This window comes from Tissierella sp., assembly GCF_032104385.1.
Lineage (GTDB): Bacteria > Bacillota > Clostridia > Tissierellales > Tissierellaceae > Tissierella.
Map to the genome: position 1 here is coordinate 44,702 of NZ_DAMCHJ010000005.1, position 24,908 is coordinate 69,609.

Annotated in this window: 21 protein-coding genes; 19 read left to right on the plus strand and 2 right to left on the minus strand. The window is 30.7% G+C overall.

Annotated features, from left to right (window positions below):
* Positions 1 to 36 precede the first annotated feature (36 nt).
* The gene (locus RT714_RS06880) at positions 37 to 831 is read right to left on the minus strand and encodes a DnaJ domain-containing protein (protein WP_313756841.1); all 795 of its coding nucleotides are present in this window, start codon (positions 829 to 831) and stop codon (positions 37 to 39) included.
* 37 nt (positions 832 to 868) lie between these two features.
* Positions 869 to 1,261 (minus strand): hypothetical protein, encoded by a 393-nt coding sequence (locus RT714_RS06885; protein WP_313756842.1) that lies wholly within the window; start codon positions 1,259 to 1,261, stop codon positions 869 to 871.
* 235 nt (positions 1,262 to 1,496) lie between these two features.
* Here RT714_RS06885 and RT714_RS06890 point away from each other — a divergent pair, with 235 nt between their 5' ends.
* From RT714_RS06890 to RT714_RS06980, 19 genes are all read left to right on the plus strand, one after another.
* Positions 1,497 to 1,874: a GntR family transcriptional regulator gene (locus RT714_RS06890; protein WP_313756843.1), complete on the plus strand. Its 378-nt coding sequence runs from the start codon at positions 1,497 to 1,499 to the stop codon at positions 1,872 to 1,874.
* Complete coding sequence (locus RT714_RS06895; RefSeq protein ID WP_313756844.1) at positions 1,867 to 2,757, plus strand: ABC transporter ATP-binding protein; 891 nt, start codon at positions 1,867 to 1,869, stop codon at positions 2,755 to 2,757. Before RT714_RS06890 ends, RT714_RS06895 begins: the two co-directional genes overlap by 8 nt.
* A complete protein-coding gene (locus RT714_RS06900; RefSeq protein ID WP_313756845.1) occupies positions 2,744 to 3,475 on the plus strand; it encodes a hypothetical protein in 732 nt (243 codons plus the stop codon). Before RT714_RS06895 ends, RT714_RS06900 begins: the two co-directional genes overlap by 14 nt.
* A 127-nt stretch (positions 3,476 to 3,602) precedes the next feature.
* Positions 3,603 to 4,994 (plus strand): Trk system potassium transporter TrkA, encoded by a 1,392-nt coding sequence (gene trkA / locus RT714_RS06905; protein ID WP_313756846.1) that lies wholly within the window; start codon positions 3,603 to 3,605, stop codon positions 4,992 to 4,994.
* On the plus strand, positions 4,960 to 6,408 hold the full coding sequence (locus RT714_RS06910) for a TrkH family potassium uptake protein (RefSeq protein WP_313756847.1): 1,449 nt from the start codon (positions 4,960 to 4,962) through the stop codon (positions 6,406 to 6,408). Before trkA ends, RT714_RS06910 begins: the two co-directional genes overlap by 35 nt.
* A gap of 131 nt (positions 6,409 to 6,539) precedes the next feature.
* A complete protein-coding gene (locus tag RT714_RS06915; protein WP_313756848.1) occupies positions 6,540 to 7,772 on the plus strand; it encodes an efflux RND transporter periplasmic adaptor subunit in 1,233 nt (410 codons plus the stop codon).
* A 1-nt stretch (position 7,773) separates the two neighbouring features.
* Positions 7,774 to 8,487, plus strand: a complete 714-nt coding sequence (locus RT714_RS06920) for an ABC transporter ATP-binding protein (protein WP_313756849.1) — start codon at positions 7,774 to 7,776, stop codon at positions 8,485 to 8,487.
* Entirely contained in the window at positions 8,484 to 9,698 is a 1,215-nt protein-coding gene (locus RT714_RS06925) for an ABC transporter permease (protein WP_313756850.1), read from the plus strand. The genes RT714_RS06920 and RT714_RS06925 overlap by 4 nt, the downstream gene beginning before the upstream one ends.
* A 182-nt stretch (positions 9,699 to 9,880) precedes the next feature.
* A complete protein-coding gene (locus RT714_RS06930; RefSeq protein WP_313756851.1) occupies positions 9,881 to 10,849 on the plus strand; it encodes an L-lactate dehydrogenase in 969 nt (322 codons plus the stop codon).
* Between the two features lie 129 nt (positions 10,850 to 10,978).
* Positions 10,979 to 11,680 carry a FadR/GntR family transcriptional regulator gene (locus RT714_RS06935; RefSeq protein ID WP_313756852.1) on the plus strand — a complete coding sequence of 234 codons (702 nt, stop codon included), beginning with the start codon at positions 10,979 to 10,981 and terminating at the stop codon, positions 11,678 to 11,680.
* 370 nt (positions 11,681 to 12,050) lie between these two features.
* Positions 12,051 to 13,853 (plus strand): sigma 54-interacting transcriptional regulator, encoded by a 1,803-nt coding sequence (locus tag RT714_RS06940; RefSeq protein WP_313756853.1) that lies wholly within the window; start codon positions 12,051 to 12,053, stop codon positions 13,851 to 13,853.
* A gap of 417 nt (positions 13,854 to 14,270) precedes the next feature.
* Positions 14,271 to 15,443 (plus strand): pyridoxal phosphate-dependent aminotransferase, encoded by a 1,173-nt coding sequence (locus RT714_RS06945; RefSeq protein ID WP_313756854.1) that lies wholly within the window; start codon positions 14,271 to 14,273, stop codon positions 15,441 to 15,443.
* A gap of 57 nt (positions 15,444 to 15,500) precedes the next feature.
* Positions 15,501 to 16,388, plus strand: a complete 888-nt coding sequence (dapA, locus tag RT714_RS06950; protein WP_313756855.1) for a 4-hydroxy-tetrahydrodipicolinate synthase — start codon at positions 15,501 to 15,503, stop codon at positions 16,386 to 16,388.
* A 94-nt stretch (positions 16,389 to 16,482) separates the two neighbouring features.
* Positions 16,483 to 17,739: a dicarboxylate/amino acid:cation symporter gene (locus tag RT714_RS06955; protein ID WP_313756856.1), complete on the plus strand. Its 1,257-nt coding sequence runs from the start codon at positions 16,483 to 16,485 to the stop codon at positions 17,737 to 17,739.
* Positions 17,740 to 18,024: 285 nt separating this feature from the next.
* Positions 18,025 to 18,873, plus strand: a complete 849-nt coding sequence (locus RT714_RS06960) for an undecaprenyl-diphosphate phosphatase (RefSeq protein ID WP_313756857.1) — start codon at positions 18,025 to 18,027, stop codon at positions 18,871 to 18,873.
* A 136-nt stretch (positions 18,874 to 19,009) separates the two neighbouring features.
* Positions 19,010 to 20,791, plus strand: coding sequence for a sigma-54 dependent transcriptional regulator PrdR (gene prdR / locus RT714_RS06965; protein ID WP_313756858.1), 1,782 nt, complete (start codon positions 19,010 to 19,012; stop codon positions 20,789 to 20,791).
* Positions 20,792 to 21,252: 461 nt separating this feature from the next.
* The gene (gene prdC / locus RT714_RS06970; protein ID WP_313756859.1) at positions 21,253 to 22,557 is read left to right on the plus strand and encodes a proline reductase-associated electron transfer protein PrdC; all 1,305 of its coding nucleotides are present in this window, start codon (positions 21,253 to 21,255) and stop codon (positions 22,555 to 22,557) included.
* Positions 22,558 to 22,579: 22 nt separating this feature from the next.
* The gene (gene prdA / locus RT714_RS06975) at positions 22,580 to 24,643 is read left to right on the plus strand and encodes a D-proline reductase (dithiol) proprotein PrdA (protein WP_313756860.1); all 2,064 of its coding nucleotides are present in this window, start codon (positions 22,580 to 22,582) and stop codon (positions 24,641 to 24,643) included.
* Positions 24,644 to 24,658: 15 nt separating this feature from the next.
* Positions 24,659 to 24,907, plus strand: a complete 249-nt coding sequence (locus tag RT714_RS06980; RefSeq protein ID WP_312666807.1) for a CBO2463/CBO2479 domain-containing protein — start codon at positions 24,659 to 24,661, stop codon at positions 24,905 to 24,907.
* The last annotated feature ends 1 nt before the right edge of the window (position 24,908 follow it).

Below are 24,908 nucleotides of genomic sequence, written 5' to 3' on the forward strand. Positions count from 1 at the left end.
GGAAAACCCCCCAGTTGTATAAGGAACTAGGGGGGGTTATCTTATCTTTTTATATCTTTCTATATTGTCATCACTTAAAAATTCATAAGCATTGTTTATTTCTTGAAATATTTTTGTTGCATCTGGTGATTTGTTTAAATCTGGGTGATATTCTTTGGCTTTTTTTCTATATGCTAGCTTTATTTCATATTTATCTGCATCATATCCAACTTCTAATAAATCACAACTTTTTTCATATTTACTTTTAAATTCTATAGATGGGTTTACATAGGAGTTTCCATAATTGTTGTTTTGATAGTTTCCGCCATAGGTATTATATCCACCATATCCGCTATTTCTCCTTTGAGAATTTTGGTATTCATTCCATTGTCTAAATCTTTCTTCCCATTGTCTTTGTTCTTCTTCCTGTCTTCTCTGCTGTTCTTTTCTCCTTTTTTCTTCTTCCATCTTTTTATATTTATTCCCATATTCATTAAATGAATCAAATTGGGCTTTCTTTCCATTTATAAAATTATCAGCATGATCAAATAGAAACTCTGTTATCATATATTTTATATACTTTAAATAGGATATAAATTTGGTTCCCAATATTGGAAATATAACAAGGAATAGTATAATAAAGAATGTTATAGGATTAAGCAATAGTGCTGGTCCTAATATCATAATCAATAAGCAGCCCCCCATTGATATAAGGGTAAGAAATCCTTTTCCGATATTTATTACAATTCCTACTATAAATCCTACAATACTAATAAAAATATCAAATATTATAGAAATAATACTAGCAATGCCATATAAAAATTTACCCCAAAGTTTTTTTAGTATATTCATTTACTTTTGAGCCTCTCTTTATTAAATTAATTAATTTCTATGTTCTTTTCTCAAATTTTTCTTTGCATTTTGGACAAGTAACCATGAGTCTTCCTTTTCCTTTTGGAAGTCTTAGACTTGAATTGCAATTTGGGCATTTAATATATTTATGAGTTTTACGGTCTTTTATTTTATTTTCTGTTTTTTTGAACCAGGAATAAACTGGACTCATAAAAATTGCAAATTTATAATTTTCCATTCTGCGTTTATTTATATCCTTAGAAAATATTCTAAAGATACTTATTACCAAAGGGATGTAACCAAGATATAGCAACAAAGGAATGTTAGTTAATCTACCAAATAAGGTTAAGAATAAGGAGAGTAGTATTAATAGTGTTGAAAGTTGATCTCCTCCATATCTTCCATTCATAAATTTATTTAACCAATTCATTTTCATTCTCCTACTTTATATTTTGTTAATATCTTACTATTAATAATAAGATATTTCAAGTATAACCATATACGGTCTTAAAATAACTTGGATTTAATGTCCTTGGAGCAAGAACTGTAATAAATCTTATGCCAATTTATTTTTGTAATTCTTAAAAACTTATTGACAAGGAATATGAGAACTTATATACTTAGTTACATAACTAACTAACCGTTTAAGTTGTGGAGGTGATAATTTGTTAGATTTAAATTCGGATAAATCAATTTATATACAAATAGCTGAAATAATAGAAAATGATATTCTATTAGGAAATTTAAAAGAGGAAGAACAAGCACCTTCTACAAATCAATTTGCAAGGGTATGTCAGATAAACCCAGCAACGGCTGGAAAGGGACTAAATATTTTGGTGGAAGAAGGTATACTTTATAAAAAAAGAGGTATTGGTATGTTTGTATCAGAAGGGGCAAGAAAAAAGATAATTAAAAAGAGACAAAATTTGTTTTTTGAAGAAATATTACCTGAGATAATAGTGGAGGCAAATAGACTGGAGATACCTATAGAAGAAATTATAAAGTTTATTGTAGAATTTAAGGGAGGGAAACAAAATGCTTGAAATAAGAAATTTAAGTAAATCTTATGGAAGAAATAAGGTGCTTACGGATATTAACCTAGATATTGAAGAAAACAAAATCTATGGATTGCTTGGAAGAAATGGGGCAGGAAAAACTACTTTATTAAAATTAATAGCTAGTCAAATATTGAAAGATGATGGAGAAATAAAATTAGATGGGGAAGAAATTTTTGAAAATTCAAAGGCAATGGAAGATATTTGTTTAGTAAAAGATTTCCCAAACTCTGTTAAAGAAAGGAAAGTAAAGGATATATTAGCCTTAGGCAAGATTATATATAAAGATTGGGATGAAGAATATAAAAATTATCTAATAAGAGAATTCAATCTAAATATAAGGAAAAAACTGCTAAAGTTATCGACGGGAAATCAAACTATTGTAGGGTTAATCATAGGACTTGCTTCAAGATCTAGAATTACTATATTTGATGAGCCTACTATAGGACTTGATGCAGCAATGAGATATAAGTTCTATAATTTACTTCTTGAAGATTATGAAAAAAATCCTAGAACAATAATAATATCTACCCATTTAATAGATGAAGTAGCCAATTTGTTTGAAGAGGTGATTATCCTTAATAATAGGAGAGTTATGCTAAAGAATGAAGTAAATGCACTTAAAGAAAAGGCATATTTTTTATCTGGTCGTGAAGATTTAATTAATTCAATTATCAAGGATAAGATAGTAATTCACAAAGAAGAATTTGGCTCTACCAGAATAGTGGGTATATATGGTAATTTAACGGAACAGGAAGTAAAGTATGCAAGAAATAGCAATATTGATGTAAGTAATATACCTCTTCAAAAATTATTTATATATCTTACTGAAAATATTGTGGAAGGAGAGTCTTTAAATGAATTTATCTAAAAGAATTTTTAAATTTCAAAATTATGACTCAAAAAGAACCATAGGTGTATTCTGGGGAATTATATTATTAATTAACATATCTGTATATATATTAACTCTATATTATAAATCTAGAGTTAGGATAGGGTTAATGAATAATGACCAGTTATCAATAGCAGGTTCCAATATTATGCCTATATTTATTTTCTTTATAGTCAACGGCATTGTTATGTATCATGAATATTTCTCATTAGCTCTTAGTTTCGGAGTCACAAGAAGGGATTTCTATAAATCAGTGATAGTGGACAATGTTATTGTATCTTTCATTTTTGCTGTTATTCAAGGTGTTTTACTTATTATTGATAAATATATTGTCCAATATTCAGAATATAAGCCAATAGTGAATTTTGGAGTATTCAATACCTCAATAAATAATGCATTATTTATAATTTTAAGTTTAACTACAATTTTTCTTGTATCTGCTTCAATTATTAATCTAATAGGAGTTTTACAATATAGATTTGGATATAAATTGTGGATAGGATTTGGTACAATATTTTTCATAGTACAGCTATTAGGTGATTTTTTTATTAAGTTAGTAAGGATAACTCTAAAGATATATTTATATTTAGAATCAATATTTAATAGCTTTACTATATTTACAGTAGGCTTGTTAATAATTATTATATTCTATATTTTAGGGTATATTTTTATAAGAAAAGCTGGTATTAGAGAATAGATAAACAAATTGAAACTTATAAAGCAAAGCTAGAGAATAGTTCTTTAGCTTTGTCTTATTATAATAATTATAATTTTCCCTATTATTCTATAGAGCTATTTGGTATATTAAATAAGAGGTGACGAATATGAAAGTAATGGTAGTAGGTGCTGGTAAATTAGGATATAAGCTAGCAGAATCAATGGTACTAGAAGAGATAGATGTAACGGTAATAGACAACAATCCAAAGGTAATAAATTATGTAAATGAGCATTTAGATGTTTTAACGGTTTTAGCAAATGGAATAGATATAAATATTCTTAGAGAATTAGATATAAATCAATATAATTTATTAGTAGCTGCAACAGATAGTGATGAAACTAATACGCTTATATGCTCCTTGGCAAATAAGCTAGGATGCGAGAAAACAATAGCTCGTATTAGGAATCCAGAGTATATGCAACAATTAGATTTTATAAAAGCTGAAATGGGAATTGATCATATAGTAAACCCAGATTTAGCAACTGCCCAAGCCATGGAAAAATATTTATTAAAGAATTATAGTTTTTACTCAGGAGAATTTGCCAGTGGAAAAGTTAGGATGATTGATTTTAACATTGAGCATATAGAAGAATTTGTTGGTAAAAGATTAGCTGAATTAGAAAATTTTGATAGATTGTTAATTACAGCAATATCTAGAGACGGAGATATAATAATTCCAGATGGCTCTACAGAGTTATTAGCAAATGATACAATCCATGTTATAGGGAAAAGTGATGATATTAATAATCTAAACAATAGATTTACACAGGATATAACAAGAAAAGATATAGAGAGGGTAATGATTCTTGGCGGTAGCAATATTGGTTTTTATTTAGCTCAAAAATTATCAGGGGCAAATATATCAGTTACATTAATAGAAAAGGATAAAGAAAAATGCCAAGAATTATCAGAATTACTTAGTGATGTACTTATAATTCATGGAGATGGGACAGATATTCATCTCTTAGAGGAAGAAAGAATATCTACTATGGATGCATTTGTTGGAGTAACAGGTTATGATGAAGAAAATTTACTTATGGCTCTTATGGCAAAACAATCTGGGGTTCCAAAGACAATTTCCAAGATTAGCAGACAAAACTACACAAAGATAATTGATAGATTAGGAATAGATGCAGCTTTAAATCCTATTTATATTACTGCAAGCAATATATTAAAATATATCCGTGGTGGAAAAATAGTATCTGTTTCATTACTCATAGGTGGAGATGGAGAAGTAACAGAAATAATTATTGGAAAAGATTTGCCTATAGTTGGGAAGACCTTAGAAGAATTAAGCTTACCTAAAGGTATAATAATTGGTGCCATAGTTCATAATGGAAAGGTCATAATACCTAATGGTAAGTCTGTAATACATGCTAATGATAGGATAGTGGTATTTTGTTTGACAGAGGACTTGCCTACCCTAAAGATATTCTTTAAGTCACACAAGGGAGGGGTATTAAGTGAATTATGGAATCGTGCTAAATGTATTAGGTAATATATTAAGGGTGGAAGCAATGCTGATGATGCCTTCTTTGTTTATATCTTTATATACAAATCAGAAGGATAGATTTGCATTTTTAATAGCCATATTGTTAACAGGTATACTTGGATTTGTATTAACTAGAAGTAAAAGTCGCGATAGGCATATAAATGCAAAGGAAGGTTTAGTTATTGTTTCCTTAGGATGGGTATTGATATCTTTGCTGGGTGCTCTTCCATTATATATTTCAGGTAGTACACCTACATATATAGATGCATTTTTTGAAATAGTATCGGGATTTACAACTACAGGTGCAACAGTAATAGCAAATGTAGAGGTATTACCTAGGGGAGTTTTATTTTGGCGTTCTTTTACACATTGGATAGGGGGCATGGGAATACTGGTCTTTACCTTGGCATTATTGCCAGCTCTTGGAATAGGAGGATTTCAAATATTTAAGGCAGAAAGTCCAGGGCCTATTGCAGGAAAGATAGCTCCTAGAATAAAGGACACAGCTAAGATACTCTATGTAACGTATTTTACTATTACTGTAATCCAGGCTATATTATTGAAATTTGGAGGAATGTCTTTATTTGATTCTTTAGTTTATACCTTTGGGACGGTTGGTACAGGTGGATTTGCTGCTAAAAATGCCAGTGTAGGTGCCTATGACAGTACTTATATTCATCTTGTAATAGGAAGTTTTATGGTATTATCGGGCGTAAACTTTTCTCTATATTATTCTTTATTTAAGGGAAAAATAAAAGACGTATTTAAAGATGAAGAATTAAAGCTTTATTTTACAATTGTTTTTATAGCAGTCATTGCAATTGCTATTAATCTGTTTAAAAATACATACTCTACCATAGGGTTAGCCTTTAGAGATTCATTTTTTCAAGTTGGTTCTATTATTACAACAACTGGGTATTCTACAGCTAACTTTGATATATGGCCAACTTTTAGTAAGTGTATTTTGCTACTTCTTATGTTCATAGGAGGAAGTGCAGGCTCTACTGCTGGGGGTATGAAAGTTATTAGGATACTAATTATATTAAAATTAATAAAGAGAGAGATACTGAAAATTTTTCATCCACGAGCAGTTATTCCAGTTAAACTGAATGACAAGGTTCTGCCTAATGAAACCATAGCAAGCATAAATAGTTTCGCTGGACTATATATGATAATATTTATATTATCAACTATTTTAATATCATTAGAAGGCGTAGACTTAGAATCTGCTGCTAGCTCAGTTGCTGCAACATTAGGAAATATTGGTCCAGGTTTAGGATTTGTAGGACCTACTAATACATTTAATGGATATAGTCAAATTGCAAAAGTATTTTTCTCCTTGTTAATGCTCTTAGGAAGACTTGAACTATTTACTATAATAGCATTATTTGCACCAAAGAACTGGAGAAAGGAAATATAGATTAACAAATTTAACCATTTTGTTACTTTTTTGTAACCCTTATGAAATTGACATGTTAATCATATATCTGGTAATCTAAATAATGATACGATATGATACCGTATACATTATATGTGGAAGGGGCTTTATCTATGAAAAAAAAGATGTTTATCATAATACTGGGAATAGTCATCTTATCAGTAATTGCAGTAAGAAATATATTAAGGAAAAATCAAAAGCCTAATAAAGCTATGGTTCAGACTACAACTATCAAAAAAGAGAACATAGAATCTCATATTCAAGCAACTGGAAAGATCTTTTCTATGGATAAAAGAGATGTAGTATCTGATGTAGAAGAAAAGATTGAAAAGATGTATGTACAAAAAGGTGACAAGGTAGAAAAAGGTCAAATATTAATGAAGCTGGAAGAAACAAATATTCGATATAAGATTAAGGATGCAAAACTTAGACTTTCTATGGAACAGGAGAATTTGAGACAATTAGAAAAACAAGGAAATACAGAACTTGAAATAAATTTGTCTAATGCAAAGATAAAGTATGAAGATGCTAAAAATGCATATGAGAGAAATAAAGAATTATATGAAGGAAGTGTAATTTCCAAGGTAGATTTAGATAAATCAAAGGATGAGATGGATCAGCAGTACAATGATTATATTCTAGCTGAAGAAAAACTAAAGAATTCTAACAATGAAAACTCAATCATTATTCAAAAACAAAAGATTGAAACAGCAAGATTAGAAGTGGAAAAATTAGAAAAGGATTTAGGGAAACACACAATAAAAAGTCCTATTACAGGAACAATTGTAGATACTAATATTTCAGAAAGTGGGATTATACGATCTAGTGTAGCTTTAATGTCTATTCAAGATATAGAGCATTTAGAAATTGTATTAGATATGAATGAATATGAGTCAAGTAAAATAGAATTAGGAGATTCTGTAAAGATTACAGGAGATTCCTTTCAAGGAAAAGTATATGAAGGCAAGGTGAAATATATAGGTTCCATTGCAAAACAGTCCAATGGAGGGCAAGGAAAGGAAAGTGTAGTAGAAATAAAAGTGGATATCCAAAATACTGATGAATCTTTAAAGCCAGGTTTTTCAGCAAAGGTAGATATTCTTACAGAGAAAAAAGATGGCGTGTTAACAGTTCCCTATGAGGCAATATTCACTAAAAAAGATGGAACAAAAGTTATTTTCACAGTGGAAGATGGAATAGTGAAGGAGAATGAAATAAAAACAGGAGTAGAAAGTAATTTTTCCTTAGAGATTATAGGGGATGTAAAAGAGAGTGACGAAGTGATCTTGAACCCAACAGAAGAAATAACAGATGGGACTGAAGTCATAACAAATAAGGTGATTTAATATGATTAAAATAGAAAATTTAAAAAAGATATATACAAATGGAAGTATATCTGTAGAGGCTTTAACGAATATTAATCTAAAGGTGGAGGAAGGAGAATTTGTATCTATTATGGGACCTTCTGGTTCAGGGAAATCTACATTGATGAATATATTAGGGTGCTTGGACAAGCCGACAGAAGGTATTTATGAATTAGATGGTGAGAGTGTTCAGAAGATGAATGACAATCAACTTGCCATGATTCGTAATAGAAAAATAGGCTTTATTTTCCAATCCTTTAACTTGATCCCTCGTGTAAATGCTTTGAAAAACGTGGAACTTCCTATGATTTATGCTGGAATTCCTCCTAGAGAGAGAAAGGAAAGAGCCATAAAGGCATTGGAGAGAGTTGGCTTGAAGGAAAGGATGGGGCATAATCCTAATGAACTATCAGGTGGACAAAGGCAAAGAGTTGCTATTGCTAGATCCTTAGTAAACGACCCTTCTGTAATTTTTGCAGACGAGCCTACAGGAAATTTGGACACAAAATCTGGAAATGAGGTTATGGCCATATTCCAAGAACTTAATGCGGAGGGAGTAACTATTATAATGGTTACTCACGAACCAGATATAGCACAACATACAAAAAGAATGATTGTGTGTAGAGATGGACAAATCATAGAGGATAGACCTGTTGAAGGACAAATTATTCTTAACAAACAGGAGGAGAGAATATGAACATATTTGAGAGTATACAAGTATCCTTAAGTGCTATTCTTGCAAATAAGATGCGTTCCCTCCTTACTATGTTGGGAATTATTATAGGTATATCATCAGTTATTACAGTAGTGGCATTGGGAGAGGGAGGCCAAAAATTAATAGATAAAGAATTTGAACAATTCGGTGCAGGTCGTGCATATCTTTCTATGAATTGGAGTGAAAATTATTTAACGAAAGATTTACTAACCCATGATGATATAGATGTACTTAGGGACACTTTTCCAGATGATTTAGAAGCTATTGTACCTGGTGTTAATGAGCGAGGGAAGGTTAGAACTAAAAGTAAAAAATTTGATATAAAGCTTACTGGTGCAGATGAAAATTATATTAAAATAGAAAATGTAGATATCATAAAAGGTAGATATCTGACAGATGCAGATGTAAAGGGAAAAAGATCCGTAGCCATAATAGATAAAGGTATGGCATTAGATGCATTTGGAAGGACTGATATCTTGGGAGAGAGTATTGATATAGAGCTTGGAGAAAGTCAGGTTTCATTGGTTATAATAGGAGTCTATGAAAAACCAAGAAGCAGTCTTCAAGGAATGGGAGAAAAAGGCCATGGGAGCATATTTTTACCCTATACAAACTTAGAACAAATGACGGGTGGAGGAGATAGGTTTTGGGATGCCCAGCTGAGTATCAGAAAAGGTATAGATACAAAGACTGTTACAAATAAGATGATTAGTTTAATAGAAAGAAGACATGGAAATGAAGGGGAAAATAAGTATATAATTCAAACGGCAGAGGGAGAATTACAGTCTATAAATAAAATTACTGGAATTATAACAGTAGTTATCGGTGCTATTGCAGCTATTTCTCTTTTAGTAGGAGGAATAGGGGTTATGAATATTATGTTTGTTTCAGTTACAGAAAGAACAAGAGAGATAGGAACAAGAAAAGCTATAGGTGCAAGGAGAAAAGATATTTTATTACAATTCTTAGTAGAATCTGTTATTGTATCAGGAATTGGTGGAATAATTGGAACGATTATTGGAGTAGGTTTAGCCTTTATTGTTTCAAGTTTTATTAAGATACCACCTAGTGTATCTATAAAGACCATTGCTATTGCTTGGTTATTCTCAGCTGGAGTAGGCATTTTCTTTGGTATTTATCCTGCTAATAAAGCATCAAAATTGGATCCTATTGATGCCTTAAGATATGAATAGTATTATTAAATTAATAAATATCACCATTACAAACAATATATGTAGTGGTGATATTGTTTTTCTTGATAATTATATAACTATACTAGACAATTATATATTATGGTGGTAATATATAATTAGTGGTAAGACCACTGAACCAACAAACCAATAAAGGGATTTATGATATGGAGGGAACTTATAAAATGGAAAAGAATAGAAGTACTAAAATATCAATTATAGGTGCAGGTGCAGTAGGAGCGACAGCTGCCTATGCAATAGTTATGGAAGGATTAGCTTCAGAATTAGTTATAGTAGATGTTAATAAGTTAAAAACAGAAGGAGAAGTCTTAGATTTAAGTCATGGTGCTGGATTTATAAAGCCTGTAAACATTAAATCAGGAGAGTATAAGGATACCAAGGATTCGGATATAGTCATTATAACAGCAGGGGCAGCACAAAAAACTGGAGAGACTAGAATTGATCTTGTAAATAAAAATATAAAAATACTTGAATCAATAATTCCGGAAGTTGTTAAATATAGTCCAAACTCAATACTCTTAGTAGTCTCAAATCCAGTAGATATACTAAGCTATGTAGCTTATGAGTTATCAGGATTTCCAAAGGAAAGAGTTATAGGTTCAGGTACTGTTTTAGATACATCAAGATTAAAATATGAAATAAGTAAGAAATTAAATGTGGATGCAAGAGATATCCAAACTTATATTATGGGAGAACACGGGGATACAGAATTCCCAGTTTGGAGTCTGACAAATATACAAGGTATCAAAATTGATGAATATGCTAAAGAAGCAAATTGCAAATATGATGAAGATTTTAGATATGAAGTACATGAAAATGTCAAAAATGCAGCTTATGAAGTTATAAATAGAAAAGGTGCTACATTTTATGCCATAGGATTATCTATAAAACGTATAGTAGAGGCTATATTAGGTGATGAAAAATGTATATTACCAGTATCAGTGTTGATTGAGGATTATTATGGTATAAATGATATTTATCTTGGAGTACCAGCAATCGTTGGTAGAAATGGCATTGACAAGGTATTAAAGGTAAATCTAAATGATGATGAAGTTCAAAGACTAAAGAAATCTGCAAATGTTTTAGAAGGGGTATTAAAATCATCATTCTTAGGAGATGGAATAGCAATATAATGAAGAAAGTCATCTTTATTATTGAATAAAGATGACTTTTTATCTGCAGAGTTTTAGTTATTCCTTGAAATAGAATAATTTATTAGGTAGAATATAATGAGGAATCAAATTGAGAAAGGAAGAAATATTATGTTTACTCCAATTAAAAACACAACTGTTTCTGAGAAGGTAGTTGAACAAATTAAAGATATGCTTTCAAAGGGAAATTTAAATAAAGGTGATAGACTACCATCTGAAAGGCAAATGGCTGAAACATTAGAAGTAAGTAGGTCTTCTGTAAGAGAAGCACTAAGGGAATTAGAAATGATAGGATTAATTGAATCTAGACAAGGAGAAGGAAACTTTATTAAAAGTAATTTTGAGGATATATTATTCGAGCCATTTTCTACAATTTTTTTAATAAAAGAAAGTAATGCAAAAGAAATATTAGAGCTTAGGAATGTAATAGAAAAAGGAACTGTAGTATTAGCAGCTGAACGGATTACAGCAGATGAGTTGGAGGATATAAGAAAGATTTTAGATAATGCTGAAAACTTAGATTCGGAAGAAGAATTAGCAAAACTAGATATAATATTTCACTATAAAATAGCACAGGCAAGTAAAAATTTTCTTTTGCAAAGTATATTAAATGCGGTTTCATCCCTTATTGAGGCGTCAATAAAAGATATAAGAAAAAACATAATGATAAAGGATGAGCATAAAGAAATAATAAAAAAACAGCATCTAGATATATACGAATCTCTAGAGTCACATAATCCCAAAATTGCTGAAAGGGCTATGTCAAGTCATCTTGATTTTGTTAACAATGAAATGAAAAAATCTATAATATAAATGGCATCTTTATTAATAAGTAAAGGTGCCATTTTACTAATATTTAATATATATTTCAAGAAAAGATCTAAGAAAATATTTGCCCATATTCATAAATTTACGGTGAAATTATACAAAGAGCTTTAAATTATGATAATATACTAAGTATAGTATAAGAGAATGGATATTGGCATAATTAATAAAATGAAAATTTAAAAAAATTAAAGTGAAAAATGACATCAAAGGTTTTCTCATAAAATTTTACTTTATTACTAGATATAAATAAATCTATGTTATTAAAGATTAATTGACGTTCATAGAAGGACTTCTGTCTCCATAATATAATATTTGGTGCTGCTTATATTATTTACATAGAGAGGGGAAGACCATTTTGAAATTTGAGGTGAGAAATTTGAGTGAAGAGTTAAACGTATTTGTTCAGCAGTGTGCAGAAGCAATTGGTAATTCATTAGATGTAGAAGTAACGATTATAGATGATAACTATATAAGGATAGCAGGTACTGGCAAGTATAAAAAGGAAGTTGGTAAAAAGATACCAGAGTATTTTGTTTCTGCAAGTGTTATCAAAACTGGAAAGAGTTATATGATTGACAGTGCTAGAGATAATGAAATATGTAACAAATGCCAAGAACATCATACTTGTGATGAAAAAGGACATATAAATGTTCCAATAACAGATGGAAAGAAAATATATGGAGCCATAAGCATACTTTGTGTAAATGAAAAACAATTTAATGTCTTATTGAAAAAACAGAAATCATTGCAAAAATTTCTTAAAAATATAGGAGATTTACTTATATCCAAGTTTAAAGAAAATGAGTATGTAAAACAATTAGAACTAAATAATAGTCAATTTAATGTTATATTTTCTTCAATGAGTGATGGAGTATTAATGACAGATGAAAAGGGAGTCATTATTAATTGCAGTGATGCTATAAATAAATTGCTTAAACTATCTAAAGTTAAACTATTAGGAAAGAATGTGAAAGAACTTTTCTCTAATATAGAAATGGAACAAATTAAAGACAATGAAAGTAATACTCAATTTACGGAGATTAAACTTAAAGATAGTAAGAAAATATTTTTAAGTTTAACCAGCCCAATAATTATTGATAATGTATTTAAAGGTTTAGTTATTGTATTGATGGAAGATACAAAGATTAACACTTTAATTTACAATAAAATGAATGTTCATCAAATTTTTATCTTTGATGATATGATTGGTGAGAGTGAAGAGTTTACTGATATCATTGAAATGGGTAAAAAGGCAGCTGCTTTTGATTCGAATGTATTGATTTTGGGTGAAAGTGGAACAGGCAAAGAGTTGTTTGCCAGATCTATTCACAATCATAATAAGCCGGCCAATAGTCCATTTATAGCTATTAATTGTGCAGCAATACCTGAGTCTCTTCTTGAGTCAGAGTTGTTTGGGTATGAAGAGGGAGCTTTTACAGGGGCTAAACAGACAGGAAAACCAGGAAAATTTGAATTGGCAAATGGTGGTACTATTTTTCTTGATGAAATAGGAGATATGCCTTTGCATTTACAAGCTAAAATCTTAAGGGTACTGCAAGATAGGACCATAGAGAGGATTGGAGGTATAAATCCTATTCCAATTAATGTAAGGGTTATAGCTGCCACTAACAAGAATTTAGTAAAAATGGTTGAAAATAAGGAATTTCGTGAGGATCTATATTATCGTCTAAATGTTTTTCATATAGAAATTCCGCCTTTAAGAGAAAGACCTAAAGACATTCCCTTATTAATAGATTATTTTCTTCAAATGTACTGTGATAAATTTGGAGTAAGAAAGAAAAAGATAGAATCCGATGCCATGGCTTTACTTATGAATTATGAATGGAAAGGAAATATAAGGGAGCTGCAGAATACTATTGAATATTTATGTTGTATATGTGAGGATGAAAAGATATATATAGATGATGTAAAGACTAAAATTCATTTTAATGATAATAATGATGATATAGTTATTCCTTTGGAAACAAATGAAGAAATAGAAGTTATTCCTATTAATGAACTTGAAAGGAAAGAAATTAAAAAAGCATTAGATAAATATGGTTATACTACAGCAGGAAAACTTCAGGCAGCTAAGGCACTAAATATAGGTAAATCAACATTATATAGGAAGATTAAAGAATATAATATGGATTTTTAAAATGAAAAGCCTTTTGAATTTCTCAATACGAGATAATTCAAAAGGCTTTTTTCTATTTATTTTGTAATAGAGAGAATAAATTCAATTCCCGAAATAGGAAATTTTCCAACTTTGGGAATTGAAAAAGCTTAGAAATTCTCAAAATTGGAATTTTGGAATATATATATCCCTAAAAGCAGCATTTATTAGGGGAATATTGGACAATTTTATTGGCATGAGTTTTGCACTAATATAGTGCTAAAGAAAATAATAGGTAATAAAACCTTGAGTAATCTTAAAATAAAAATAAATATAAGTAGATTTCAATTAACCTTTGAATTTCAACTTTTTTATTTAGCTTTTAAAGGAGGTGTATTTATTAAAATCTTTTGAAATTCAAAGAACTAAAAATTACTTAAAGACAAGGAGATTTTAACTATGAAACAAGCAAATAAAGTAGAGAATATTCCTTTCTCACCTATTAGAAAAATATTTGATCAAGTAAATGTTTTAAAATCACAAGGAAAAGAAGTAATTAGTTTAGGAATTGGAGAGCCAGACTTTGATACCCCTACACATATTGTAGAGGCTATGTATGAAGCTACAAAAAAAGGTGCAACTCACTATACTCCTAATAAAGGAATTGTTGAGTTAAGACAGGCTATTGCTGATAAGCTTCTTGAAGATAATCAATTGAATTATACTCCTGAAGAGATAATATGTACTGTAGGAGTCTCCGAAGCTGTATATGTAGCTTTAAGTGCTTTTTTAAATCCAGGAGATGAGATTTTAATTCCTGATCCATCTTGGCTAAATTATGGGCATGTTACAACTCTTAATGATGCAAAGGCAGTTTATTATCCTATTACATCTGATAATAATTTTCAAATCAATGTAGAGGATTTAGAAAAAAGGGTAAGTAGCAAAACAAAAATCATTATTATACTTGACCCAAGTAATCCAACTGGAAGTGTTCTAAGTAAAGAAACCATAAATGAGGTAGCAGAATTTGCTAAGAAACATGATTTATTAGTAATATCAGATGAAATATATGAAAAAATTATTTATGATGGTAAAAAACATTATAGTATTGCAGCCTTACCAGGTATGAGAGAAAGAACAATAGTGTTAAATGGTTTTGCAAAGGCTTATGCAATGACAGGTTGGAGGTTGGGATACATTGCTGCACCAGCAGAACTAATTGCGCCTATGGCAAAAATACATTCATATATGGTAACAAGTGCGAGTTCAATGGTACAGTGGGGAGGAGTTGCTGCACTTAAGGGTACTCAAAAACCTCTAAATGATATGGTTGAAGAATTTAAAACAAGGAGAGATTATGTACTTAATGAAATAAATGGTATAAAAGGGCTTTCTTGTATTAAGCCAGAAGGAGCTTTTTATCTGTTTGTAGATGTTAAAGATACTGGAATGGATGGAGAAAGCTTTGCAAAATATCTCTTAGAAACAGCTGGAGTTGCAGTTGTTCCAGGAACAGCTTTTGGAAGTAGGGCAACTCATGAAGTCAGAATTTCATATGCGACATCTTTAGATAACTTGAAAAAGGCAATGGCAAATATCAAGGATGCTTGTAATAAACTACCTATTTAATATAGATAAATTTGTTTTAGAAATATAAATTAAAATAATTTGAATGGAGTGGATAAAATGTTTAAAGGAATATATACACCTATAGTTACACCATTTGATGTTGATGAAAAGATTAATTATGATTATATGAAACATAATCTAGAAAAATGGGGACAAACAGATTTAGATGGTATAGTAGTATTAGGCTCAAATGGTGAGTTTGTTTATCTTAGTAAAGAGGAGAAGCTAGAATTAGTAAGTTTTGTTAAGAAGAATTTCAATCCAGAAAAGAAAATTATTGTAGGTACAGCTTGTGAGTCAACAAGGGAAACTATAGAACTTTCAAAAGAGATGGCTGACAGAGGAGCTGATGCAGTACTGCTATTGCCTCCAAATTACTTTAAAGGTAGAATGAAGGAGGATATATTATATAAATATTATACTGATGTAGCAGATGCAATTTCTATACCAGTAATGATTTATAATATGCCAGGTAATACAGGTATAAATATTTCATCAGGATTAGTTGCTAAATTGGCAAAACATCCGAATATAGTAGGAATAAAGGATACCTCTGGTAATATCGTTCAGATTTCTGAGATTGTAAGAGATACAGATGAAGATTTTGCAGTATTTGCAGGAAATGCAGGGTATTTATTGCCTGCTTTAGCAGTAGGTGCAAGGGGAGCTACATTAGCTCTTGCTAATATTATGCCAGAAGAATGCTGTAAATTGGTATCATTGTTTAAAGAGGGGAAATTAGATGAAGCTAGAGAGCTACAGTTAAAATTAATAGAGATTAATTTTGCTGTTACAGGAAGATTTGGTATACCTGCATTAAAATATGCCTTAGATTTACTTGGATATAAAGGTGGTCATCCTAGAAGACCTTTAGTTCCACTTTCAGAAGAAAATCAAGAAATAATAAAAGAACTTTTAATAAAATACGGAGTTTTAAATCAATAAGAAAGATTAATATTAGATAGATAAAAATTGATAACCTCAGTAGGCAGGTGTCTACTGAGGTTAATAAAAACCTAATGTACTAGGAGGAAGAGTTATGAAAAAGAAGAAACTTGGTTTAAGTGCAAAGGTATTTATAGGGTTTGGACTTGGTATTATCCTAGGTATTATATTCAAGGAAAAAGTACTAGTTCTTAAGCCAGTTGGAGATATGTTTTTAAGATTAATAAAAATGATTGTTGTACCATTGATTTTATTCTCCATAACTGCAGGTGTCTGTAGTATTGGTGATATGCAAAAACTTAAGAGAATTGGCTCAAAGACTCTTTTATATTATCTTTGCACAACAGCTTTAGCTGGGGTAATCTCACTGACTATTGCAAATGTAATAAATCCGGGTAAAGGGTTATCAGTAGATGAAATAGTATCTACTGAAACAGTATATGAGGCTGCAGCTACACCATCAATTGGAGATACAATACTTCAAATGATTCCAGATAATATTTTCACAGCATTTACAACGGGAAATTTAATGCAAATTATTGTTTTTTCATTGTTTGTAGGTATTGCTATTATTATCATGGGTGAGAAAGGAGTGAGAGTCCGTAACTTTTTTGAATCTGGAGCTGAAATTATGTATACAATTACTGGAATGGTTATGGAGACATCACCCTATGGTGTAGCTGCTCTAATAGCATGTTCCGTTGGAGCATATGGAATGAAAATATTTGGACCTCTTGCAGTATTTATTGGAACAGTTTATTTAGCTTTAATTTCTGTTGTTCTTATGTATGCTATCATGCTAAAATTAATTGGTAAGGTATCTCTTAGACAGTTTTTTAGAAAGATTCCGGAACTTTGGCTAGTTACTGCAAGTACTACAAGCAGTTCTGGCAGTCTTCCTATTACACTTAATGTAGCTAAGAATAAATTTGGTGTAGCTGAAGAACTGAGTAGCTTCACATTACCACTTGGGGCTACAATGAATATGAATGGCGGTGTCTGTTTCTATGCAGCAAGTGTTATATTTGTTTCACAGATTTACGGAATAGAGTTATCCTTTACACAGCAGGCAATGACTGTGCTAATGGCAACTTTAGTATCTGTAGGAGCACCAGGAATTCCAGGTGGTGCCATAGTAATGTCTACTATGTTACTTTCAACAATGGGTCTGCCTTTGGATGTTGTTGGAATGATAGCAGGAATCTTCCGTCTTATTGATATGGGAACAACAACAATGAATGTAACAGGGGATGTTGTTAGTACAATTTGTATAGCACGTGGTGAGAATATGATAGATTACTCAGTATATAATGACAGTACAGCAAAAACTACTATTGGTGTAAGTAAATAAATATTGTTGAAAAATAGATTTTTTAAAAGAATGGTCTTAATTTTGTTTGATTTACAATAAGAAAAATCCCTTTATTTTATAGAGGGATTTCTTTTATTGCTGAAATAATTTTACAGTATGATTTAGGTATATGGAAAAGAAAAAGTTTAAAGTATATATTTGAAAATGATTACCTTGAAGATTATTTAGTATATGGTGTATAATATCCATATGTTTATAAATATAATGTATAGGGTGTGATAACAGATATAATCTAAAAGTTTTAATAATATAGGGGGACTGATTTTGGAAACAATAATTTTAATAATAAAATCAATAATATTAGGTGTTGTAGAAGGATTGACCGAGTTTTTACCAGTTTCTTCAACAGGGCATTTAGTTATATTTCAAAATTTAATAGGTTTTAAAGGAACAAACTCAAGTTATGTTGAAATGTATACATATGTTATACAATTAGGAGCAATATTAGCAGTGGTTATTCTTTATTGGAATAAGATAAAAGAAACCCTTATAAATTTTTTTCCAGAGAAAGTGGGGTATGAAAAGTCTGGTTTTAAATTTTGGTTTATGATATTTATTGCATGTATTCCTGGAGGAGTTTTTGGAATACTGTTAGATGATTTAGCAGATAAATATTTATTTAATCCTGTAACTATAGCTATAACTCTATTTCTTGGTGGTATATGGATGATATATGCTGAGAAGAAATTTAGAAATAGAAGAATTAAAGGCAAAAGTTTAAATGTCACAGCAAAACAAGCTATTACGATAGGACTATTTCAATGTCTAGCCATAATTCCAGGAATGTCTCGTTCAGCTTCAACTATTATAGGCGGATGGGTAGCAGGGCTTTCCACTGTTCAGGCTACAGAGTTTTCGTTTTTTTTAGCGATTCCTGTTATGGTAGGAATGAGTTTTTTAAAGATATTAAAGATTGGAGGAATAGCTGTTCTTACAATTCCAGAACTTATTTCTTTAATCGTAGGATTTGTAGTATCCTTTATAGTAGCTCTATTTGTAATTAATAAGTTTATCTCATATTTAAAGAAAAGACCTATGAGAATATTTGCAGTCTATAGAATGGTTTTTGCAGTGATCGTATTAATAGCAGGATTTGCAGGAATATTTCACTAAAATATATTTGTTTAATTATGGGGATGGGGTAATTGGTTACTTTATCCCCATAAATTTATGGGGATATTATACAAAGAAATTTAAATTATGATAATATACTAAATATAGTATAAGAAAATATCAAGTAGGTGATAAAGTGACTGAGCATTATATTGCAGACTTCCAAAGTATTGTTGATATTATGAATGAAGAAATTATATTTATTGAAGAGTCAACATCCATTGAGATCACTTTAAGAGAAATGCTTATAAATTCAAAATATGAAGTAGTTATAGTAAAAAGTTATAATGATAAGAATAACTATAATAATACATTGGGAATTATAACAATTTCAGATATCGGTAGATTGGCTAGAGAAAAAGTAAATTTAGATGACAAAATTGGGAACTGGATAAATAGTAATATAGTAACTATTAGTATAGAAGAAAATATAAGAACAGCAAAGATTCTTATGAAAGAAAGTTGTACCGAAAGATTATTAATTTTAAGAGATGAAAATATAGTTGGTATGCTTACACCTTTAGAATTATTTAGACATCAGGATCTAAGAAAAGATGAAATAGAGCTTCAATTGAGGCTTATATTAGGCAATCTTCATGAAGCAGTATGTGTTATAAATACCTCTGGCATAGTTACATTTTGGAATGCCAGTTCTGAAAAACTATATGGTATAAAAACAAAGGAAATAGTAGGTTCTCATATAGAAAAATTTTTTCCCAATGCCTTACTTCTTAGAGCTTTAAAGGAAAGAAGGACTTTTGAAAATTTGAAGCATACACCTAAGGATGAATCTGATGTCATAATATCTGCTATACCCCTTATATATAAAGGAGAACTAATAGGAGCAGTATCTACTGATAGGGATCTTAATGAAATTACAAATTTATATATGGAATTAGATAGAGAAAAGACAAAGGTAGAAATTCTAAAGCAGCAAATGAAGGAAATAACCCAGGATAAATATTTCTTTGGTAAGATTATTGGTAAATCTAAGGCATTAATAGATGCTATGACCATAGCTAAACAAGTAGCTAAAACAGATGCCAGCGTACTTATAACGGGAGAGAGCGGCACTGGGAAGGAAGTATTTTCAAGGGCAATACATCAAGAAAGTGATAGAAAAGGAGACTTTATTCCAGTAAATTGTAGTGCTATACCTTCAAATCTTTTGGAATCTGAATTATTTGGATATGTGGAAGGTGCTTTTACAGGTGCATATAAAAAAGGCAGAGCAGGAAAATTTGAATTAGCCAATGGTGGAACCTTATTTTTAGATGAAATTGGTGATATGCCCTTACTTATGCAGGCAAAGCTCCTTAGAGTATTACAAGACGGTATAGTTTATCGTGTGGGAAGTGGAAAACCTATAAAGGTAGACGCAAGAATAATTGCTGCAACAAATAAAGATTTATACCAGCTTATGGAAGAAGGTAAGTTTAGAGAAGACCTTTATTATAGATTAAATGTGGTGTCCATAAGAATACCTCCCCTTCGAGAGAGAAAAGAGGATATACCTGAACTTATAAATGATTTTATTACAGAGTTTTCAGAAAAAAACAATAAGAATAATATTCATATATCTCCTGAAGCAATGAAGATATTATCTGATTATCATTGGAAAGGGAATATAAGAGAGTTAAAAAACACTATTGAAAGATTAGTGATTCTATCAAAGGACGATATAATTGAGAGTAAGGATATACCTGCAGAGATTATAAGCAGTATGAATATATCCCCTTTTATAGCCTTGGACATAGATAATTCATTTGATTTAAAGAAGGCAGTAGAAAACTTTGAAAAAAATATAATCATAGATGCCTTAGCCGCAGTAAAAGGCAACAAGGTTCAAGCAGCAGAATTGTTGAATATAAAAAGATCCACCTTATATTATAAACTGGATTTATATAATTTAAATTAATATACTAAAGTAGATAAATTAGCAATATGATGTCAATTAACTGACATTTTGATACAAAAAACTGACACTAGATTTTGCTGCTATTCTATGGCAATAAAAAATGATAATATTAGTATTAATATGTATAAAATTTGTCAATCACTAAGTTTATATAAAATTTATCTATAGTATATAATAATTTCACAAGCCTAAATCATGTCAGATATCTGACATGATTTAGGCTTCTTTTTACTTTTAAAGAAAAATATGTATTAAATAAGAAAATAAATTGCAGATTGAATAACCTTTATTTTTATTTACACTATTGTATAGATCAGGCTTAGGGCATTAGGACTTATAATAAATAAATTTTATTCAATAAAAACATTGAGACCATAAGATGATGGCATAATAGTTGCATAATAAATATTAGTGAATGATAAATAGATAATTATCAACATTTATTGTTGGGAGGGGAAGGAATGGCATTATATCGAATTCCACTAAAGCAACATGTAGGTGCTCCTTGTGTGGAAGTTATAAAAATAGGAGATGAAGTATTAAGAGGACAATGTATTGCAGAGCCAAATGGTCTTGGAACTAAAATACATTCTAGTGTAACTGGTAAGGTTATAAATATAACAGACGAGGTCATGGAAATTGAAGGGGAAATTATAAACAAAGAAGATTATGTAAAGATAAAAAAATGTAAATCCATATCAGAAACTGCCTATGAAGCAGGTATAGTAGGATCTGGTGGGGCTGGATTTCCAACTTATATAAAGTTAAAATCAGAAATTCCAGATGGAGTTGTAATTGCCAATTGTGTAGAATGTGAACCTATTTTAAACCATAATATAAAACTTTTAGAAGAAGATCCTGAAATAGTCATAAAAGGATTACGATATGCTATGGAAGCTACAAAGGCTCCAAAGGGATATATAGCAATAAAGGCAAAAAATCAAGCTGCTGTTTCTTCGCTAAAAAATGCAATTGGTGATGCAAAGGATATTGAAGTAAAAGAGCTTAGAGATATGTATCCTATGGGTGAGGAAAGGGCAATTATCCATGAGATATTTGGTACATGGCTTACTCCAGAGCAGTTGCCTATTGAGGCTAAATCTGTAGTTATGAATGGAGAAACCTTAGCAAACCTTACAAGGGCAGTTGAGGATTTAAAACCTGTAATTGATAAAGATATTACAGTAGGTGGAAAGTTAAAAAGTGGTAAAGAGGCAAATGTTTTTTTTCAAGTACCTATAGGAACTCCTATATCTATACTTATTGATAAATGTGGAGGAATTGATGGAGATTATGGTGAGGTAGTAATAGGAGGGCCATATACAGGAAAAGCTGGAGATATTCATAATTCTGTAGTTACAAAAATATCTGGTGGTGCCATAGTAACTATTCCATTGCCAGAATTTAAAGGACCAATTGGACTTCTTGTATGCGCATGTGGTGCAGATGAAGTTAGACTTAGAGATATAGCTGAAAAAATGAAGTCAGAAGTGGCTGCAGTAACAAAATGTAAAAATGCTGTAGAAGTTAGAGGAGTAAATAAATGTTTGACACCAGGAGATTGCCCTGGACAAGTTCAAGGGGTAATGCATCTTAAGAAAAATGGTGCCAAGAGGATTTTAATATCAAATTGTAGTGATTGTACAAATACGGTAATGTGTTGTGCTCCTAATATGGGAGTACCAGTATACCATCATACAGATCATATATTTAGAACAGTTGATCATGAATTAACAAGAAGACTTCCCATGGAGGAGAAAAAATAAATTAAATTAAGGAGGCGTGAGTATGTCAATAAGCATTGAAGAAGCACAAAAATTAAAAAATGAATTTGCTGTAGTGTGCTGTAGAACTGAAGCGGGAACTATAATATCGGCAGATAACTTAGAAGATCCAAATATATTTCCTGATCTTATAGATTCAGGATTACTTTCAATACCAGAAAATGTTGTTAGAATAGGACAAGTTATTGGATCTAAGATTTTAAAGACCATTGACTCATTAACACCTATTACTTCCGATATAGTTGAAGGATTAAAAGAAATGGAATTATCAGGTGAAGATATAAGTAATCATGAATTAACTGAACCAGATAAAAAGGCAGTTTTCAAAAATAATATGAAAACTGGAGATATAATAGGAGTAGCTGATTTAGAAGCTCCAATGAATTTTGAAAAACTTGAAGATTCACTTCTTATTAAACTTGATGAAAGTGTATTAACAAGAGGTGAAGTTATTGGAGCAAAGTTGAAACAAGATGTACCAGCTCTAACACCTGTTACTCCAAATATGTTGGAAGGATTTGATGTAGAAGAAACTTTAGTATCACCAACTATAAATGAAGTGGCTGGTGGAGTGCTAAAAATAAAAATTGCCGAAGGTAAGGGAATAGATATTGAAGTTCCCTTAGGAAAATATTTTCCATCATTACCAGTGGTAGAACAGACTGGGAAAAAAGAAATTGCCGAGGAAATAGTTAAAGAGACTCCTAGTAAAGCAGTTAGAAAACTTGTTAAAAAGCATTTTCAAATAGATGAAGTTAAATTTGGCTCAGAAACTAAAATTGAAGGAAAGACTCTTTATATTAGAGAGAATATTGGTGAAGATGCAATAGAGGTAGATGAGTTAGTTAAGAAAATAAAAGTTGAGATCATTACCCCTGATAAATATAATATGTATTCAGAAACCATAATGGATGTCCAACCTATTGCTGCAAAGGAAGAAGGAAGCAAATTAGGAACTGGAATAACTAGAGTACTTGATGGTGTAATTATGATAGTAACTGGAACCGATGAGAATGGAGTTCAAATTGGTGAATTTGGTTCATCAGAAGGTATTCTTGAAGAAAATATAATGTGGGGAAGACCAGGTGCTCCTGAAAAGGGAGAAATATTTATAAAAACTGAGGTAACAATTAAAGAACATACTAATATGGAAAGACCTGGGCCTCTTGCAGCTCATAAGGCTACGGATTTTATTACACAAGAAATTAGAGAGGCTTTAAAGAAATTAGATGAGTCTTTAGTAGTTTCAGAAGAAGAATTTGTACAACTAAGAAGACCAGGGAAAAAGAAAGTTGTAATAGTTAAGGAAATCATGGGACAAGGAGCTATGCATGACAATCTAATACTTCCAATGGAACCAGTGGGAGTATTGGGAGCAAAGCCAAATGTTGACCTTGGGAATGTACCAATAGTCTGCTCACCATTAGAAATATTAGATGGAGCTATACATGCACTTACTTGTATAGGACCTGCAAGTAAGGAGTGTTCAAGACATTACTGGAGAGAACCTCTTATAATAGAAGCACTCCGAGATGAAGATGTAGATTTATGTGGAGTTATACTGGTTGGTAGCCCTCAAATTAATTCTGAAAAATTCTATGTATCTGAAAGAGTGGGAATGACTGTTGAAGCTATGGATGTAGATGGTGCAGTAGTGACAACTGAAGGATTTGGAAACAACCATATTGACTTTGCCAGTCATATAGAGCAAATAGGTATGAGAGGAATATCAGTAGTAGGTGCATCTTTCTGTGCAGTACAAGGAGCATTAGTAGTTGGAAATCAATATATGACTCACATGGTAGATTTGAATAAAACAGAAGCAGGAATTGAAAATGAAATACTTGGATGTAATACTTTAACACAGGATGATGGTCTTAGAATATTGGCTATGCTAAAAGCTGCAATGGCTGGAGAAGAAGTATTGGCACCGGAGAGAAGTTGGAATCCAGAAATAAAGGAAAATAATTTACAGTTAATAGAAAAAACCCTTAGGAAGGAAATAAAGAGGCAAGATAATGAAACATCACTTCCTATGAGTCAAAAGAGAAAAGAAAAATATAGTTAGAATTTAGGTGTAGATATGAAATATATTGATGAAGTAAGATATTTAGAAGGTATAATAGTTGAAATATCTGATGGTGCTGTAGGTATAGATTTTAAAGGCAGAATGGGATTTTTAAAAATTCCAATGAGAATGTTAATTACGGACTACCCATTGGAAGTAGGGCAAGAAGTTGGTCTTAATATGAGTTATATAGAAGTAATAAGTCCAGTGCCTAATGATAAATATGTCAGCAATTTAGATAAAAAAAGTAATAAGGAGGTATAGT

Excerpts from the sequence above, each read along its gene's own strand:
- RT714_RS06880 (WP_313756841.1), bottom strand. The coding sequence starts at position 831 with ATGAATATACTAAAAAAACTTTGGGGTAAATTTTTATATGGCATTGCT.
- RT714_RS06885 (WP_313756842.1), bottom strand. The coding sequence starts at position 1,261 with ATGAATTGGTTAAATAAATTTATGAATGGAAGATATGGAGGAGATCAA.
- RT714_RS06895 (WP_313756844.1), top strand. The coding sequence starts at position 1,867 with ATGCTTGAAATAAGAAATTTAAGTAAATCTTATGGAAGAAATAAGGTG.
- RT714_RS06900 (WP_313756845.1), top strand. The coding sequence starts at position 2,744 with ATGAATTTATCTAAAAGAATTTTTAAATTTCAAAATTATGACTCAAAA.
- trkA (WP_313756846.1), top strand. The coding sequence starts at position 3,603 with ATGAAAGTAATGGTAGTAGGTGCTGGTAAATTAGGATATAAGCTAGCA.
- RT714_RS06915 (WP_313756848.1), top strand. The coding sequence starts at position 6,540 with ATGAAAAAAAAGATGTTTATCATAATACTGGGAATAGTCATCTTATCA.
- RT714_RS06920 (WP_313756849.1), top strand. The coding sequence starts at position 7,774 with ATGATTAAAATAGAAAATTTAAAAAAGATATATACAAATGGAAGTATA.
- RT714_RS06925 (WP_313756850.1), top strand. The coding sequence starts at position 8,484 with ATGAACATATTTGAGAGTATACAAGTATCCTTAAGTGCTATTCTTGCA.
- RT714_RS06930 (WP_313756851.1), top strand. The coding sequence starts at position 9,881 with ATGGAAAAGAATAGAAGTACTAAAATATCAATTATAGGTGCAGGTGCA.
- RT714_RS06935 (WP_313756852.1), top strand. The coding sequence starts at position 10,979 with ATGTTTACTCCAATTAAAAACACAACTGTTTCTGAGAAGGTAGTTGAA.
- RT714_RS06945 (WP_313756854.1), top strand. The coding sequence starts at position 14,271 with ATGAAACAAGCAAATAAAGTAGAGAATATTCCTTTCTCACCTATTAGA.
- dapA (WP_313756855.1), top strand. The coding sequence starts at position 15,501 with ATGTTTAAAGGAATATATACACCTATAGTTACACCATTTGATGTTGAT.
- RT714_RS06955 (WP_313756856.1), top strand. The coding sequence starts at position 16,483 with ATGAAAAAGAAGAAACTTGGTTTAAGTGCAAAGGTATTTATAGGGTTT.
- prdC (WP_313756859.1), top strand. The coding sequence starts at position 21,253 with ATGGCATTATATCGAATTCCACTAAAGCAACATGTAGGTGCTCCTTGT.
- prdA (WP_313756860.1), top strand. The coding sequence starts at position 22,580 with ATGTCAATAAGCATTGAAGAAGCACAAAAATTAAAAAATGAATTTGCT.
- RT714_RS06980 (WP_312666807.1), top strand. The coding sequence starts at position 24,659 with ATGAAATATATTGATGAAGTAAGATATTTAGAAGGTATAATAGTTGAA.